Source organism: Staphylococcus sp. AS1337, assembly GCF_051408735.1.
Taxonomy (GTDB): Bacteria; Bacillota; Bacilli; order Staphylococcales; family Staphylococcaceae; genus Staphylococcus; species Staphylococcus xylosus_B.
In genome coordinates this window covers 501,137-518,427 of sequence record NZ_JBOIHZ010000002.1, presented here as the reverse complement: position 1 = coordinate 518,427, position 17,291 = coordinate 501,137, and the positions used below count along the sequence as shown (strand labels likewise).

12 protein-coding genes and 1 pseudogene are annotated in these 17,291 nt (G+C 33.0%); 12 read left to right on the top strand and 1 reads right to left on the bottom strand.

All coding sequences use genetic code 11. The features are described from left to right. Positions 1-289: 289 nt before the first annotated feature. From mutS to hfq, 10 genes and pseudogenes are all read left to right on the top strand, one after another. Positions 290-2,654, top strand: a pseudogene (gene mutS, locus ACSUE0_RS05195) (DNA mismatch repair protein MutS); the annotation flags it as partial. 302 nt (positions 2,655-2,956) lie between these two features. Further along, a complete protein-coding gene (mutL, locus tag ACSUE0_RS05190) occupies positions 2,957-4,951 on the top strand; it encodes a DNA mismatch repair endonuclease MutL (protein WP_436956386.1) in 1,995 nt (664 codons plus the stop codon). Between the two features lie 11 nt (positions 4,952-4,962). After that, entirely contained in the window at positions 4,963-5,496 is a 534-nt protein-coding gene (locus ACSUE0_RS05185; RefSeq protein ID WP_017724338.1) for a glycerol-3-phosphate responsive antiterminator, read from the top strand. Positions 5,497-5,705: 209 nt separating this feature from the next. Then, on the top strand, positions 5,706-6,746 hold the full coding sequence (locus tag ACSUE0_RS05180; RefSeq protein WP_436956384.1) for a S66 family peptidase: 1,041 nt from the start codon (positions 5,706-5,708) through the stop codon (positions 6,744-6,746). Between the two features lie 171 nt (positions 6,747-6,917). Then, the gene (locus ACSUE0_RS05175; RefSeq protein WP_119614294.1) at positions 6,918-7,736 is read left to right on the top strand and encodes an MIP/aquaporin family protein; all 819 of its coding nucleotides are present in this window, start codon (positions 6,918-6,920) and stop codon (positions 7,734-7,736) included. 182 nt (positions 7,737-7,918) lie between these two features. After that, on the top strand, positions 7,919-9,421 hold the full coding sequence (gene glpK, locus ACSUE0_RS05170; protein ID WP_119614610.1) for a glycerol kinase GlpK: 1,503 nt from the start codon (positions 7,919-7,921) through the stop codon (positions 9,419-9,421). Positions 9,422-9,565: 144 nt separating this feature from the next. Further along, positions 9,566-11,239: a glycerol-3-phosphate dehydrogenase/oxidase gene (locus tag ACSUE0_RS05165; protein WP_436956381.1), complete on the top strand. Its 1,674-nt coding sequence runs from the start codon at positions 9,566-9,568 to the stop codon at positions 11,237-11,239. 194 nt (positions 11,240-11,433) lie between these two features. After that, positions 11,434-12,360: an alpha/beta hydrolase gene (locus ACSUE0_RS05160; protein ID WP_119614608.1), complete on the top strand. Its 927-nt coding sequence runs from the start codon at positions 11,434-11,436 to the stop codon at positions 12,358-12,360. 19 nt (positions 12,361-12,379) lie between these two features. After that, a complete protein-coding gene (gene miaA / locus ACSUE0_RS05155; protein WP_436956379.1) occupies positions 12,380-13,327 on the top strand; it encodes a tRNA (adenosine(37)-N6)-dimethylallyltransferase MiaA in 948 nt (315 codons plus the stop codon). Position 13,328: 1 nt separating this feature from the next. Further along, positions 13,329-13,553 (top strand): RNA chaperone Hfq, encoded by a 225-nt coding sequence (hfq, locus tag ACSUE0_RS05150; RefSeq protein ID WP_119614606.1) that lies wholly within the window; start codon positions 13,329-13,331, stop codon positions 13,551-13,553. 423 nt (positions 13,554-13,976) lie between these two features. Here hfq and ACSUE0_RS05145 read toward each other — a convergent pair whose 3' ends face one another. Beyond that, positions 13,977-14,450 carry a glutathione peroxidase gene (locus tag ACSUE0_RS05145; protein WP_436956376.1) on the bottom strand — a complete coding sequence of 158 codons (474 nt, stop codon included), beginning with the start codon at positions 14,448-14,450 and terminating at the stop codon, positions 13,977-13,979. A 104-nt stretch (positions 14,451-14,554) separates the two neighbouring features. Between ACSUE0_RS05145 and hflX the strand changes: the two genes are divergently transcribed. After that, complete coding sequence (gene hflX, locus ACSUE0_RS05140) at positions 14,555-15,790, top strand: GTPase HflX (protein ID WP_119614604.1); 1,236 nt, start codon at positions 14,555-14,557, stop codon at positions 15,788-15,790. Between the two features lie 16 nt (positions 15,791-15,806). After that, complete coding sequence (locus tag ACSUE0_RS05135; RefSeq protein WP_436956374.1) at positions 15,807-17,045, top strand: aminotransferase class I/II-fold pyridoxal phosphate-dependent enzyme; 1,239 nt, start codon at positions 15,807-15,809, stop codon at positions 17,043-17,045. Positions 17,046-17,291 lie beyond the last annotated feature (246 nt).

Sequence of the window (17,291 nt, the reverse complement as noted above, 5' to 3'; positions counted from 1 at the left end):
GATTAAGTTAATAAACAAGGGCCTGTATATTAATTTAATAAATGGGCGAAAATTGAAAACATATGTTAAAATTCAAGAGTTAAATTAACTAAATTAGTTAAAGAAAATGAGCGGGTATGATTAAAAAATCAATGAAAAGTATTCAGAAACGCACGGTATCGCATGTATATTCAGTGAGTAAATGTGCCTGATTATTGATGAAAAGTAATCATTAATTTAATTTATAAAACAAAAAGTTTAAGTGAAAACAAATACATAAGAATTTAAAAAAGGACTGTGACATATTAATATGACAAATCAAACGCCAATGATGCAACAGTATTTAAAAATCAAATCTCAATATCAAGATTGTCTCTTATTTTTTAGATTAGGGGATTTTTACGAAATGTTTTTCGAGGATGCTAAAGTTGCATCTAGAGTTTTAGAAATAACATTAACAAAACGTGACGCTAAAAAAGAAGACCCAATACCAATGTGCGGTGTGCCTTATCATTCTGCGGATGGTTATATTGAAACTTTGATCAGTAATGGCTATAAAGTAGCTATTTGTGAACAAATGGAAGATCCAAGGCAGACAAAAGGTATGGTTCGCCGAGAAGTGGTACGTATAGTTACACCGGGGACAGTGATGGACCAAGGTGGCGTCGATGAAAAGCAAAACAATTATATATTAAGTTTTATTCAAGGTGCATCATCATATGCATTAAGTTATTGTGATGTATCAACAGGTGAATTGAAGGCTACTCATTTTGCAGATGAAGCGACATTAATTAATGAAATTACAACAATTAATCCTAATGAAATCGTTGTTAATGAAGAAATTGGTGAAACGTTAAAACGCCAAATTAGTTTAACTACCGAGACAATTACTGTGTTATCAGATATTTCTAATGCGAGTTATGAAGTGAATAATATGACGGAAACATATTTGTTTAATGTAACTCAACTATTGTTAGATTATATCCACCATACACAAAAAAGAGATTTATCACATATTGAAACTGTAATTAAGTACGAAGCTATTGATTTTATGAAAATGGATTTCTATGCAAAACGTAATTTAGAATTGACTGAAAGTATACGTTTGAAAACTAAAAAAGGTACATTGTTATGGCTAATGGATGAAACTAAAACACCCATGGGGGCTAGACGCTTAAAGCAATGGATTGATCGTCCGCTTATTCAAAAATCACAAATCGAGTCTCGTTTAGATACAGTTAGTCAATTTATAAATCATTTTATTGAAAGAGACACTTTACGTAATCATTTAAATCAAGTATATGATATTGAGAGATTAGTGGGACGTGTGAGCTATGGCAATGTCAATGCACGTGATTTGATTCAGTTGAAACATTCAATTTCAGAAATCCCAAATATTAAACACTTATTAGAAGATTTCGATGAACAAATGACTGCACAGTTTAAAGCATTAGAACCTTTAGATGATTTATTAGTTTTATTAGAAGAAAGTTTAAAAGAAGAACCACCGATTTCAGTTAAAGAGGGCGGCTTGTTTAAAGCTGGCTTTAACAGTGAATTAGATAGTTATTTGGAAGCTTCAAAAAACGGGAAAACATGGCTAGCAGAATTACAAGCCAAAGAACGTGAAAGAACTGGCATTAAATCACTGAAAATCAGTTTTAATAAAGTGTTTGGTTACTTTATTGAAATCACACGAGCTAACTTACAAGGTTTTGACCCGACAGCTTTTGGTTATCACAGAAAGCAGACACTTTCAAATGCCGAACGTTTTATAACAGACGAGTTGAAAGAAAAAGAGGATATTATCCTAGGTGCTGAAGACAAAGCAATTGAATTAGAGTATCAATTGTTTGTAGGGCTTAGAGAGCAAATTAAATCATATACAGAGCGATTACAAAAACAAGCAAAAGTGATATCGGAGCTTGATTGTTTACAAAGTTTTGCAGAAATTGCTCAAAAATATAATTATGCACGGCCTACTTTTAGCGAAGATAAAACGTTAGAGCTTATTAATTCGAGACATCCAGTTGTAGAACGTGTGATGGATCATAATGACTATGTGCCTAATGATTGTGCACTTAATCAAGATACATTTATATATTTGATTACTGGTCCAAATATGTCAGGTAAATCAACTTATATGAGACAAGTAGCCATTATTAGTATCATGGCGCAGATGGGAGCTTATGTACCATGTGAATCGGCAACATTACCTGTTTTTGATCAAATTTTTACTAGAATTGGTGCTGCCGATGATTTAGTTTCAGGTAAAAGTACATTTATGGTTGAAATGCTAGAAGCGCAAAAAGCACTTGCTCATGCTACTGAAGACAGCCTAATCATTTTTGATGAAATAGGACGTGGTACATCAACTTATGATGGTTTGGCATTAGCCCAAGCGATGATTGAATATGTTGCACATACTTCAAATGCTAAAACGTTATTTTCAACACATTACCATGAATTGACTACACTAGATCAGTCGTTGCCTTGTTTGAAAAATGTACATGTTGCAGCAAATGAATATAAAGGTGAATTGATATTCCTTCATAAGGTGAAAGACGGTGCGGTTGATGATAGTTACGGTATACAAGTAGCTAAATTAGCAAATTTACCGGATGCAGTGATTGATAGAGCTCAAGTAATATTAGATGCTTTTGAACAAAGCAATAAACAAGAAACTAAAGTTGACGTAAATACTGTGGAATTAGAGAATAGTAGCAACGAGCCATTTAATGATTCAGTAAATGACTCACATGCAACGTATCAATATCAAACACCAGATGCTAAGAAATCTGCTAGCCAAGAGCAAAGTCAATTTGAACAGGCGACATTTGATTTATTCGATACATCTGCAAAACAAAGTGAAATTGAAAATGAAATTAAAACATTAAACCTATCTAATATGACGCCTATAGAAGCACTTGTGAAACTAAGTGAATTACAAAGACAATTGAAATAGAGGTGAAGTCAAATGGGTAAAATTAAAGAGTTACAGACATCATTAGCAAATAAAATTGCTGCTGGAGAAGTTGTTGAACGTCCAGGATCAGTAGTTAAAGAATTATTAGAGAATGCCATTGATGCCCAAGCGACCGAAATCAATATAGAAGTAGCGCAGTCTGGTGTTGAGTCTATCCGCGTAGTCGATAATGGTACAGGGATTGCCATAGATGATTTAGGGCTCGTATTTCATCGCCATGCTACGAGTAAATTAGATCAAGATGACGATTTGTTCCATATACGTACGCTAGGTTTCCGAGGAGAAGCTTTAGCAAGTATATCTTCAGTGTCGAAAGTGACACTGAAGACTTGTACAGACAATGAAGAAGGGCAAGAAATTTATGTCGAAAATGGTGAAATTCTTAATCAAAAACCAGCAAAAGCTAAACGCGGTACAGATATTTTAGTTGAATCACTATTTTATAATACACCTGCACGTCTCAAATATATTAAAAGTTTATATACAGAATTAGGTAAAATAACGGATATTGTGAATCGTATGGCAATGAGTCATCCTGATATACGTATTTCATTGATTTCTGATGGTAAGACTATTATTAAGACGAATGGCTCTGGCCGTACAAATGAAGTTATGGCTGAAATATATGGTATGAAAGTAGCTAAAGATTTAGTTCATATTACTGGAGATACGAGTGATTACCATTTAGAAGGTTATGTCGCAAAACCTGAGCACTCTAGAAGTAATAAACATTATATTTCTATTTTTATAAATGGTAGATATATTAAAAACTTTTTACTTAATAAGGCAATTCAGGAAGGTTATCATACGCTATTGATGATTGGCCGATTCCCTATTTGTTACATTAATATAGAAATGGACCCTATACTAGTAGATGTCAATGTACATCCGACTAAACTAGAAGTAAGACTTTCCAAAGAAGATCAACTCTTTGAATTAATAGTTGAAAAAATTCGTGAAGCATTTCAAGATCGTATTTTAATTCCGCAAAACGACATGGATAAAATCACTAAGAAAAATAAAGTGCTGGATAAATTTGAACAGCAAAAAATGGATTTTGAAAAACGTAAACAACAAAACGAACTTCAACAACAACCTTTTCGTGATGAGGTACAAGGCTATGAAAACCATGAAAGTCATGAACCAAAATCGCAAACTCAATTACAATATAATACTGAAAATAAGCATAATAATAATGATATTCAATCAACTATACAGGAAACAGATGTCAATAATGACGAGTATGCACAATCACAAAGAGCGTTATTAAATGAAATGGATACTTATGAACAAGAATCAACGCTCGATCAGAAGAACCGACACGAAACTTTTAACCAAGATGACATGGAGCAAGATATCGCAAGTCAAGATATCAAAGGTAGTGTTAGTAAAGATGCCTCAAGACGTGTACCTTATATGGAAGTAGTTGGCCAAGTCCATGGTACATATATAATTGCTCAAAACGAACAAGGTATGTATATGATTGATCAACATGCGGCTCAAGAACGGATTAAATATGAGTATTTTAGAGAGAAAATTGGTGAAGTTTCAAATGAAATTCAAAATTTATTAATTCCTTTAACGTTCCACTTTTCTACAGATGAACTGATGATTATAAATCAACACAAAGAAGAATTAGATAAAGTTGGTGTGCATTTAGAACCATTTGGTGGTAATGATTATATAGTAGATAGTTATCCAGTTTGGTTCCCTGCGTCTGAAGCGGAAGAAATTATAAAAGATATGATTGAATATGTATTAGAGCATAAGAAAGTTAATGTCAAAAAAATACGTGAAGAAGCTGCAATTATGATGAGTTGCAAACAATCTATTAAAGCTAATCACTATTTGAAAAATAATGAAATGGCTGATTTAGTTAATCAATTAAGAGAAACTGAAGATCCTTTTACTTGTCCACATGGCAGACCGATTATTATAAACTTTTCAAATTATGAATTAGAGCGACTGTTCAAACGAATTATCTAGGAGGTTAGTGGATGAAACCACATATTTTACCAGCTATTCGATCAATGAAAGACTTGGAGAAAATGATACAAACGGATTATAAAGAATGTGTGTTACTAGATACACATATTGGACATGTTAAAAGCATCATGGAATTACTTAAGAAGAACAAAATTGAAACGTATATGCATATCGATTTAATTAAAGGTATGAGTCATGATGAATTTGCATGCGAATATATCATACAAAATTATCATCCTAAGGGTATAGTTTCTACAAAAACAAAGGTAATCAATAAGGCGAAATCATTGAATACAACGACTGTTTTTCGAGTGTTTATATTAGATAGTCACGCTTTATCACGAAGCATAGAATTAATTAAACGTGTAGAACCTGATTATGTAGAAGTTTTACCAGGAATTGCCAGTAAAGTAATTCAAATTATTAATGAAGAAACAAATACTTCTGTAATAGCTGGAGGCTTAATCAACACAGTAGATGAAGTTGAAGTCGCGGTCGAAAATGGTGCTAAATATATTACCACAAGTGACAGACATTTATGGTAAATCGATAGTACTTTAATTAATTCAAATTAAAACAATTGTAAAGCATTTTTAAAAATTAATTCAAATTAAAACAATTGTAAAGCATTTTTAAAAATTAATTCAAAAACAACAAATTAAATTCAAAAGTTAGCCATTTAAGCATAAGGTAATCTCATTGCCGCATTAAATGAGCTAGCTTTTTTTATAAAATTTTTAAAGGGTGATTAATTATGTTAAAACCGCAAAAGTTAAAACGGGGAGATACGGTTGCTATTGTATCGCTATCATCAGGTATCGCAGGTGATGATTCTATTATGTGGCGAACATATCAAGGAATACAAAGGTTACAAGAGATTTTCGGTTTGAAAGTAAAAATAATGCCATATGCACTAAAGGGCAGTGAGTTTATACAACAACATCCAGAATTGCGTGCCTCAGACCTAAATGAAGCTATAAGAGATAGAGAAGTTAAAGCTATTATAAGTTGTATTGGTGGAGATGATGCGATTAGGATATGGCCTTATGTAGATCGTGAAGCACTCCGAAACTTCCCGAAAATTTTCTCAGGGTCTTCAGATTCAACAACAGTACATATGATGTTTTATAAAATGGGCATCACTAGTTTTTACGGTCCAGCGTTGTTAACAGATTTTGCAGAGAATATTAACATGGATTGTTATACTATAAAGGATATAGAAAAGAATTGGTTTAATAGTGAGCCAATTGGTGAAGTGAGACCTGCAAAATATATTAGACCTTATGGAATAAGTTGGAATGTTGAAAATAAAGCAATAGCGAGACCGATTATACAACAACAAGGATATATTTTCCTACAGGGACAAGGACAAGTTAATATCAAAGGACACTTAATAGGTGGGAATTTGGAAACACTTGTAGATATTAAAGATTCTGAATTATTTCCACAACTAAATGATTTTGAACAGGCTATTTTATTTTTAGAAACTTCGGAAGATATGCCTAACCCTGATGAATTTAGAGACATGTTGTTTCAATTGCTTAAAAAGGGAGTGTTCCATAGAGTTAACGGTATAATATTCGGTAAACCATTTAACAATACTTATTATGAGCAATATAAAGATGAAATATTGACATTTTTCAACGTAGAACCACTCAAGCAATTACCTATATTATATAATTTGTCATTTGGTCATAACGAACCTAAACATATATTGCCTTATGGTGTTGAAGCAGAAATTAATTGCGAAACTAAACAATTTTTTATTACTGAAAAAGCTGTTACTGAGAATTAATTTGTGACAAGATTTTAACAAAATGTTTGACAACGCTTACAAAATCGGTGTAAGATGAATTCAAGTTAATAATTAGAACAGAGATGGGAGATTTCTACAGTAATTAAACCGGTGGTTCGAAACTGGCTATAATTGTAGGGGTCTCTCTATCTATTTTTAGGAGGAGTCTCTATGAGTGTATATTTTGCTGAATTCTTGGGAACAGCAATATTAGTATTATTTGGGGGAGGCGTTTGTGCCAACGTCAATTTGAAAAAAAGTGCTGGTAACGGCGCGGATTGGGTTGTTATTGCATTAGGTTGGGGACTTGCGGTTACAATGGGAGTCTATGCTGTCGGTAATATTTCTGGCGCGCATCTTAACCCCGCGGTAACACTTGCGTTCGCTATGGATGGCGCTTTAAGTTGGGGCATGGTACCAGGGTATATAATTTGCCAAATTCTAGGTGGTATTACTGGTGGTATCGTTGTTTGGTTAATGTATTTAGCACACTGGAAACAAACGGAAGATCAAGGAGCGAAATTAGGTGTATTCTCTACTGCGCCTGCAATTAAAAACTATTTTGCAAACTTCTTAAGTGAAATTATTGGTACTGCTGCTCTAACATTAGGCTTAATGTTTATAGGTATGAATAAAATCGCTGACGGTTTAAATCCATTAATCGTTGGTAGCTTGATTATTGCAATTGGTTTAAGTTTAGGTGGTCCAACTGGTTATGCGATTAACCCAGCTCGTGACTTAGGTCCGCGTATTGCGCATGCGATATTACCAATTGCAGGTAAAGGTAATTCGAATTGGAGTTATGCAATTGTTCCTGTTTTAGGTCCTATCACAGGTGGTATGATTGGTGCTGTTATTTATAGATTAGTTTACAAAGGGGCATTTGATATGATGTCAGTTGTAGCAATAGTATTACTAATAGTTACAGTTGCCCTTGGTATTGTGTTAAATAAATCTAAAAGTGCAAAAGGTATCGAATCGGTTTATTAATTAAGTTTCAACAGTCCTGTTTATAAGTTAAAATATAAACAGGCTTTATAATATATAAATATAAGTAATAAAAGCATGTTTGTAGAGTGAGTTATTTGGCAATGTGTAAATTAGACGTTTAAAGTGTCAAATTTTACATATACTATGTAAAAAGCGAACATGATAAAAGGGAGATTATAATTATGGAAAAATATATCTTATCAATTGACCAAGGAACTACAAGTTCAAGAGCAATTCTCTTTGACCAAGATGGTAAAATCAAAGGTGTAGCACAACGCGAATTTAAACAATTCTTCCCTAAATCAGGTTGGGTAGAACATGATGCAAATGAAATTTGGACATCAGTTTTAGCGGTTATCGCTGAAGTTTTAAATGAAGAAAATGTCGGTGCAGATCAAATCGCTAGTATCGGTATTACTAACCAACGTGAAACAACAGTAGTATGGGATAAAGAAACTTCACGTCCTATCTACCATGCAATTGTATGGCAATCTCGTCAAACTCAAGGCATTTGTCAAGATTTAAAAGAACGAGGACTAGAAGATAAATTCCGTGAGAAAACAGGTTTGTTATTAGATCCTTATTTTGCAGGTACAAAAGTAAAATGGATTTTAGATAATGTTGAAGGTGCGAGAGAAAAAGCTGATAATGACGAACTATTATTCGGAACAATTGATTCGTGGTTAGTTTGGAAATTATCTGGTGGTAAAGCACATATTACAGATTATACAAATGCAAGTCGTACATTAATTTATAACATTCATGAGTTAGAATGGGATCAAGAGTTACTTGATATTTTAGAAATTCCTAATTCTATGCTACCTGAAGTGAAAGCGTCAAGTGAAGTTTATGCAAATACAATTGATTATCACTTCTTCGGTAAAGAAGTACCGATTTCTGGTATTGCTGGTGACCAACAAGCAGCTTTATTTGGACAAGCTTGTTTTAACCGTGGTGATGTGAAAAACACTTACGGTACTGGTGGATTCATGTTGATGAATACTGGTGAAGAAGCTGTTACATCTAAGAGTGGTTTATTAACAACTATTGCATATGGGATAGATGGTAAAGTGAATTATGCACTTGAGGGTTCTATTTTCGTATCTGGTTCTGCAATTCAATGGTTACGTGATGGTCTTAGAATGATTAATTCTGCTCCACAATCAGAGAATTACGCTGAGCGTGTTGAATCTTCAGAAGGTGTATATGTTGTACCAGCGTTTGTTGGTTTAGGTACACCTTATTGGGATGCAGAAGCACGAGGTGCAATTTTCGGCTTAACACGTGGTACAGAAAAAGAACATTTCATCCGTGCGACATTAGAATCATTATGTTATCAAACGCGTGATGTATTAGAAGCAATGGAAAAAGATTCTGACATTACAGTCAATAATCTACGTGTTGATGGTGGCGCTGTAAAAAATAATTTCATTATGCAATTCCAAGCTGACTTATTAAACGTTGGTGTAGAACGCCCAGAGATTAATGAAACGACAGCTTTAGGTGCTGCATACTTAGCAGGACTTTCTGTAGGATTCTGGGATAGTAAAGATGAAATTGCTAATCGTTGGAAACTTGAAAAAGATTTTACACCGAATATGGAAGATAAAGAAAGAGAAAAATTATATAAAGGCTGGAAAAAAGCTGTAGAAGCAACTCAAGTCTTTAAATTAGAAGATGAATAAAAAAATAGACTAAAAGTTGTTATGTATGCTACAATATGGGTAAGTTAATAATACAGAGATGAGAAATGAGAGATTCAGTTCGTACAATTATATATGTATGGGATGAGTCTCTCTTTTTTTATTATTTTAGGAGGCCTAGTTTTTATGAGTTTATCAACATTAAAAAGAGAACAGATCAAGAAAGATTTGAAAAATAAAGATTTTGACGTTGTCATTATTGGCGGCGGTATTACTGGAGCAGGTATTGCTTTAGATGCTAGTCAAAGAGGTATGAAAGTTGCTTTAGTAGAAATGCAAGACTTTGCACAAGGTACAAGCTCACGTTCTACTAAATTAGTACATGGTGGCTTACGTTACTTGAAACAACTACAAGTTGGAGTTGTAGCAGAAACTGGTCGTGAACGCGCAATTGTATATGAAAATGGACCACACGTAACAACACCTGAGCGTATGCTTTTACCAATGCACAAAGGTGGTTCAATGGGTAAATTCACTACTGCTATCGGTTTAACAATGTATGATAGATTAGCTGGTGTTAAAAAGGCAGAACGCAAAACAATGTTAAATGCTAAAGAAACATTAGAAAAAGAACCACTTGTTAAAAAATCTGGTCTTAAAGGTGGAGGTTCTTACGTTGAGTATCGTACTGATGACGCGCGTTTAACAATAGAAGTTATGAAACGTGCAGAAGAAAAAGGCGCAACGATTATTAACCATACAAAATCTATTCATTTCACATATGATTCCAATGAACAAGTTAATGGTATTCAAGTAGAAGATCAAATTAACAATGAAACTTATCCAGTAAAAGCTAAAAAAGTTATCAATGCAAGTGGTCCATGGGTAGACGAAGTTCGCAGTGGTGACTACGCTAGAAATAATAAACAATTACGCTTAACTAAAGGTGTTCACATTGTTATTGATCAATCTAAATTCCCATTAGGTCAAGCTGTTTATTTTGATACTGAAAACGATGGTCGTATGATTTTTGCTATACCACGTGAAGGTAAAGCTTATGTAGGTACAACAGATACATTCTACAATAACGACAAAGCTTCACCACTTGCTACACAAGAAGACAGAGATTACTTAATTGAGGCAATTAATTATATGTTCCCAGATGTAGACGTTAAAGATGAAGACATTGAATCATCATGGGCTGGAATTAGACCATTAATTTTAGAAGAAGGTAAAGACCCATCTGAAATTTCTCGTAAAGATGAAGTTTGGGAAGGTAAATCAGGTCTATTAACAATTGCTGGTGGTAAATTAACTGGTTACCGTCACATGGCTTTAGAAATTGTAGACTTATTATCAAAACGTTTGAAAGAGCAATATGGTATGAAATTTGCTAAATGTGCTACAAAACATTTAACAATTTCTGGTGGAGATGTTGGTGGCAGTAAAAACTTTGAACAATTCATCGACCAAAAAGTTGAAGAAGCTAAATCATACCAAATAGACGAAGCAACAGCACGTCACTTTGCTTCTAAGTATGGTTCTAATGCTGAAGAATTATTTAAAATTGCACAAACAGCTCAACATCAAGATACTGGATTGCCATTAGATATTTATACGGAATTAATTTATTCAATACAAAATGAAATGGTGTACCGTCCAACTGACTTCTTTATTCGTCGTACGGGTAAACTTTATTTCAAAATTGATGATGTATTAAATTATAAAGAGCAAGTTATTGAAGTTATGAGCGACTTATTAGGTTACACTAATATTCAAAAAGAAGCTTATACAAAAGAATTACAAATTGCTATTGATGAAGCACAAACTGGTAACCAACAACCAGCAGAAAAAGAATAATTATTTAAAATTTTGTGCTACAAAGTTTAAAAGAAAAGCAGCTACTGACTCTATTGAGTTGGTAGCTGCTTTTTATGAAATAGAAATTGTCACTTATGACTAAACACTTAGCGTAGTATTTGATAACATGATATTTTGAAGGTATATTGTATAATATAGATAATGATAATCGTATGGTATGGGAGGCTAAACACATGAGTAAAAATGAATTTAAAATAACAGTTTCAGACGGGACAATGCTAGAAGTTAAATTAGATAAAGCTAAAAATGAAACAATTGGTATCGTGCATTTACTTCATGGTATGGCTGAGCATATGGATAGATACGATCATCTAGTTGAATCGTTAAATCAACAAGGTTACGATGTATTGCGTCATAACCATAGAGGTCATGGTAAAGAGATCGACGATAGTGAAAGAGGAAATATTGATAATATGTCGCAAGTAGCTGATGATACATATGAAATAGCACAAACAATGTGTGCACATTATTATAATATACCTTACATTGTAATCGGACACTCTATGGGGTCAATTATTGCACGCATTTTTGTTCAAAAATATCCAGATGCTGCACAAGGGGTAATTTTATCAGGAACTACACAATATCCTAAATATAAAGCTGTATTGCTAAGAATGGTTTTGAAATTAATCACACTAATTTCAGGGAAAAAACGGCGTTTAAATTGGTTGAATCGTATTATGTATAGAACATTTAACAAAAATATAGTTAATCAGCAAACAACAAGTGATTGGTTATCTAGTAATCCTGAAGAAGTGAAACAATTTATCAAAGATCCTTATACAGGTTTCTTGGTATCTAACCAATTGATCTACGAATCAATGAAACATATGTTACTGACAAGCAGTGGTAAAAATATGAAAAGAATCAATCCAAGTCTTCCAATTTTATTAATATCTGGTAAAGATGATCCATTAAGTGAATATGGTAAAGGAATAAGAAAATTAGGTAATTTATATAAAAAAGCAGGGGTTAAGCATATCACTGTACACTTGTATAAAAACAAGAGGCATGAAGTATTATTTGAGCAAGGTTATACAGAAACATGGCAACATATGTATGAGTGGATAGAAAAACAAATTTTAAAAAAGTACAAATAGAAAAAGAGAGTTGATACACGTGCAAAGCGACAAACCATTTTTAATCGTATTAGTAGGACCAACGGCTGTGGGCAAAACAGAATTTAGCATTGAATTAGCAAAGAAAGTGGACGGTGAAATTATTAGTGGTGATTCAATGCAAGTTTATAAACAAATGGATATTGGAACTGCTAAAATTACGCAAGACGAGATGTCAGGTATCCCTCATCATATGATTGATATTTTAGAACCGGATGAAAACTTTTCAGCATATGAATTTAAAAATAGAGCACAACGATTAATTAAAGATATTATAGCGAGAGGACGTGTGCCTATTATTGCAGGCGGCACAGGTCTATATATTCAATCTCTTATCTATAATTATGAGTTTGAAGATGAAACTATTTCAGAACAGAAAAGTTTAGAAATTGAAGCAAAGTTATCTGAACTTGATAAATTATCAAATGAGGCGTTGCATCGATACTTGGCGTCTTTTGATGAGGTATCTGCACAAGAAATACACCCAAATAATCGAAAAAGAGTTAGAAGAGCGATACAATATTATTTAAAAACAAAAAAACTTTTAAGTTCTCGCAAGAAAGTACAACAATTTACTGAAAATTATGATACATTATTATTAGGGATAGAAATGTCGCGTGACATATTATATCAAAGAATTAATAAACGCGTAGATATAATGTTGGAGCGTGGATTAGTTAGTGAAGTGCAACAACTCGTTGATAACGGATATGAAACTAGTCAAAGTATGCAAGCGATAGGATACAAAGAAATTGTACCAGTCATCAAACAAGAATTAAGTTTAGATGAAGCAACTGAAAAATTAAAACAGCATTCTAGAAATTACGCTAAGCGACAAATGACTTGGTTTAAAAACAAGCTCGACGTGTTGTGGTTAGATAGAGAGAAAATGTCACTATCATTGATGTTAGAAGAGGTTTCAGTCCAAATACAGAAAAGGAGAACATAATATGAATACAACAGAGAACATCCAAGATAAATTCCTTGGGCAATTTAAGGCTGATCAAACAAAGGTAGTTGTGTTTTTAGTGAATGGTTTTCAAATGAAAGGTATTATCGAAGATTATGATAAGTATTTAGTATGCTTATTATCACAAGGCAAACAGCATTTAATTTACAAACATGCGATTAGTACATTTACAATTGACGATTCAAATACTAATGAGGAAGCATAAATACTACATTTTAAAAATTAACATTTAATATGATACTTTATGTATAAAGTATAAGAGGCAGAGACGTAAATATCTCTGTCTAAAGCATGAACGCCAGTTTCTATTGAGATAAATAGAAACTGGCGTTTTCACTTTTTTGAAAATATATAGCTTATGGCATACTCTCACTCTTATGTTCAAAGCAGTGAGATTTGTAAATAAAAAGGACTAATCCATTTTTTAAATCTGGATTAGTCCTTTTGAGAAAGGGTATTTAAGTCCCTATCTTTAGTATCTTTCTATAAGTAGCGATAACTAAATCTTTATTAATCATCGGTTTAAAGTGTAACTTATTAAATTACATAGTCTGAATTATGATCTTATTGCTTTTAAAAATTATTCGAACATTTATTGAGATTCTTATTTCAAATGCTTCTAATTATATTAAAGTAGAGCTTCAATCTCAGATTCAATTTGAGTTGGTTTCTTTTGTGGAGAGAAACGATGAACGACGTTCCCTTGTTTATCAACTAAGAATTTTGTGAAATTCCATTTAATTTTTTCGTTGAATAACCCATTTTGCGCTTCTGTTAAAAATTTATAAAGTGGGTGTTGGTTTTCTCCTTTAACATCTATTTTTTCATGCATTGGAAAAGAAACACCGTAATTAATTTTGCAATTTTGTGTGGCTTCTTCACCGTTACCAGGTTCTTGACCACCGAATTGGTTACATGGGAACCCTAAAACGATGAAATCTTGATCTTTATATTTCTCATACAATTCTTGTAAACCTTCAAACTGAGGTGTGAATCCACATTCACTAGCAGTATTCACAATCAGCATAACTTTATCTTTATATGTGTCTAAATAATATGTTTCTCCATTTGGCTGTTGAACTTCTATATCATATATAGTCATTTTAATTCACCTCTTTATATTAATTTAACACAATTTGAGTTTATAGTCTTTATATTGGCACTGTGATAGAATGGCTAAGAAAACTTGGAAAAGAGGTGCATATTATGACCCAATATCAAACGCATACGACCGAACAAAAATTAGAGACAGCTATATTAATTGGAGTACATGCTCAAACAGATAATGATTTTAATTTCGAATCTACTATGGAAGAGTTGGCATCTCTTTCCAGAACATGTCAATTGGATGTTCAAGAGCAATTTACTCAAAATAGAATAAACGTTGATAACAAATATTATGTTGGTAAAGGTAAATTAGATGAGATAAAAGCATATGTTGAATTTCATGATATTGATGTTATCGTGGCGAACGATGAATTGACAACAGCGCAATCTAAGACACTTAACGGTAATTTAAATGTTAAAATCATTGATAGAACACAGCTTATATTAGAAATATTTGCTTTAAGAGCACGTAGTAAAGAAGGAAAATTACAAGTAGAATTAGCTCAATTAGATTACTTAATGCCTAGATTGCAGGGACACGGGAGAAGTTTATCGCGTTTAGGTGGTGGCATCGGTACAAGAGGCCCTGGTGAAACAAAGCTTGAAATGGACCGCAGACATATAAGAACAAGAATGAATGAAATCAAGCACCAGTTAGAAACTGTAGTAGAGCATCGTGAACGTTATCGTAACAATCGCGAACAAAATCATGTGTTTCAAGTTGCACTTGTTGGCTACACAAATGCTGGTAAATCATCGTGGTTTAACGCATTAGCTAAAGAAACAACATATGAAAAGAATTTGTTGTTTGCAACGCTTGATCCTAAAACGAGACAAATTCAAATTAACGATGGGTTTAATCTCATTATTTCTGATACGGTTGGTTTTATACAAAAATTACCAACAACGCTCATTGCTGCTTTTAAATCCACCTTAGAAGAAGCTAAAAATGCAGATTTACTGTTACATGTAGTAGATAGTAGTCATCCAGAATATCGAGCGCAATATGATACGGTGAATCAAATTATTGGTGATTTAGAAATGGGACAAATCCCCCAAGCGATTATCTTTAATAAAAAAGATTTGCATGAAGGGACATTGCCAGCTACAAATAAACCACATGTTTTTGTTTCAAGTAAAGAACATAAAGATGTAGAAAAGGTTAAAGAACTTTTATATAATGAAGTGAAAAAAGTATTAACTTATTATGAAGAGGATGTACCGAGTTCAGATGCCAATCGTTTATATTTTTTAAAACAAAATTCATTGGTTTCTGAATTGAATTTTAATGAAATGACCGCGACTTATGAAGTAAAAGGCTATAAAAAAGAGTAGAAGGAAGTAATGATTAATGGAAGAGATGAAACAACTGATTGCAGAAACTGAAGAAACATTAGAACCTTATTTTAAATATATTGAAGAGGTTGCCTATGAGAATCAAGAAAAAGTATTAAATGCTTTTCATGCAGTCAAAGCAACAGAAAATGACTTACAAGGTACTACAGGATACGGTTATGATGACTTAGGTCGAGATCACCTTGAAGCAATTTATGCACACGCTTTTAAAGCGGAAGATGCCATTGTAAGACCTCAAATTATCTCTGGTACACACGCGATTACAATTGCCTTGCAGAGTATTTTGAAATATGGAGATGAACTTTTATATATTACAGGTAACCCATATGATACATTGTTAGAAGTAATAGGTATTAATGGCAATGGGATAGAAAGTTTGAAAGAACATGGCGTGAGTTATGATAAAGTCGATTTAAAAGAGGGCGACATTGATATTCAAGCCGTGTTCAAACAAATTAAACCACAAACAAAAGTAATTGCTATCCAAAGATCGAAAGGTTACGATCAACGCCCTTCAATTAAATTAGATTTAATCGAACAGGCAATACAACAAATAAAAGCACAATATCCTGATATAATCATTTTTGTAGATAATTGCTACGGCGAATTTGTTGAAAAACGTGAACCTATTGAATGTGGTGCAGACTTAATTGCAGGATCATTGATTAAAAATCCAGGTGGCGGCTTAGCAAAAATTGGTGGTTATATTGCAGGTGAAAAAACGTTAGTAGAAAGATGTGGTTATCGATTAACTGCGCCAGGTATAGGTAAAGAAGCGGGTGCTTCGTTAAATTCACTTCAAGAAATGTATCAGGGATTTTTTCTTGCGCCACACGTAGTAAGCCAAAGTTTAAAAGGCGCTTTGTTTACTAGTTTATTATTAGAGAAAATGGATATGCGTACAGCACCGCGCTATGACGTAGAGAGAACTGATTTGATACAAACTGTATCATTTGATACAAAAGAACAAATGATTCTATTTTGCCAAAGTATCCAACAAGCTTCTCCAATAAATGCACATTTCAGTCCAGAACCAGCTTACATGCCTGGTTATGAAGATGATGTAATCATGGCGGCAGGTACCTTTGTACAGGGGTCTTCTATAGAATTATCGGCAGATGGCCCGATAAGGCCACCTTATGAAGTGTATGTACAAGGTGGTTTAACATATGAACACGTTAAATTAGCTGTTACTAGAGCGGCACAAAAATTAAAAACACAACAACTTGTATAAATAATAATTATTTACCATATATTTTATTTTATGATGAACTAAAATTGAGTACTAATTTTATGAATCATAGGCAAAATATATGGTATTTTTTGAAAAAATTTAAGGGATTTTCTAAAAATTCATCTGATTAATGATTAGAAAGCGTCTTGAGAGTAGTTATAGCAAGGGGTTAAATGACATGTAAGAAAACCTTACATATCTTTGAATTAATTTAGTTATTATGCTAAATTTATTACAAGTTCAAAA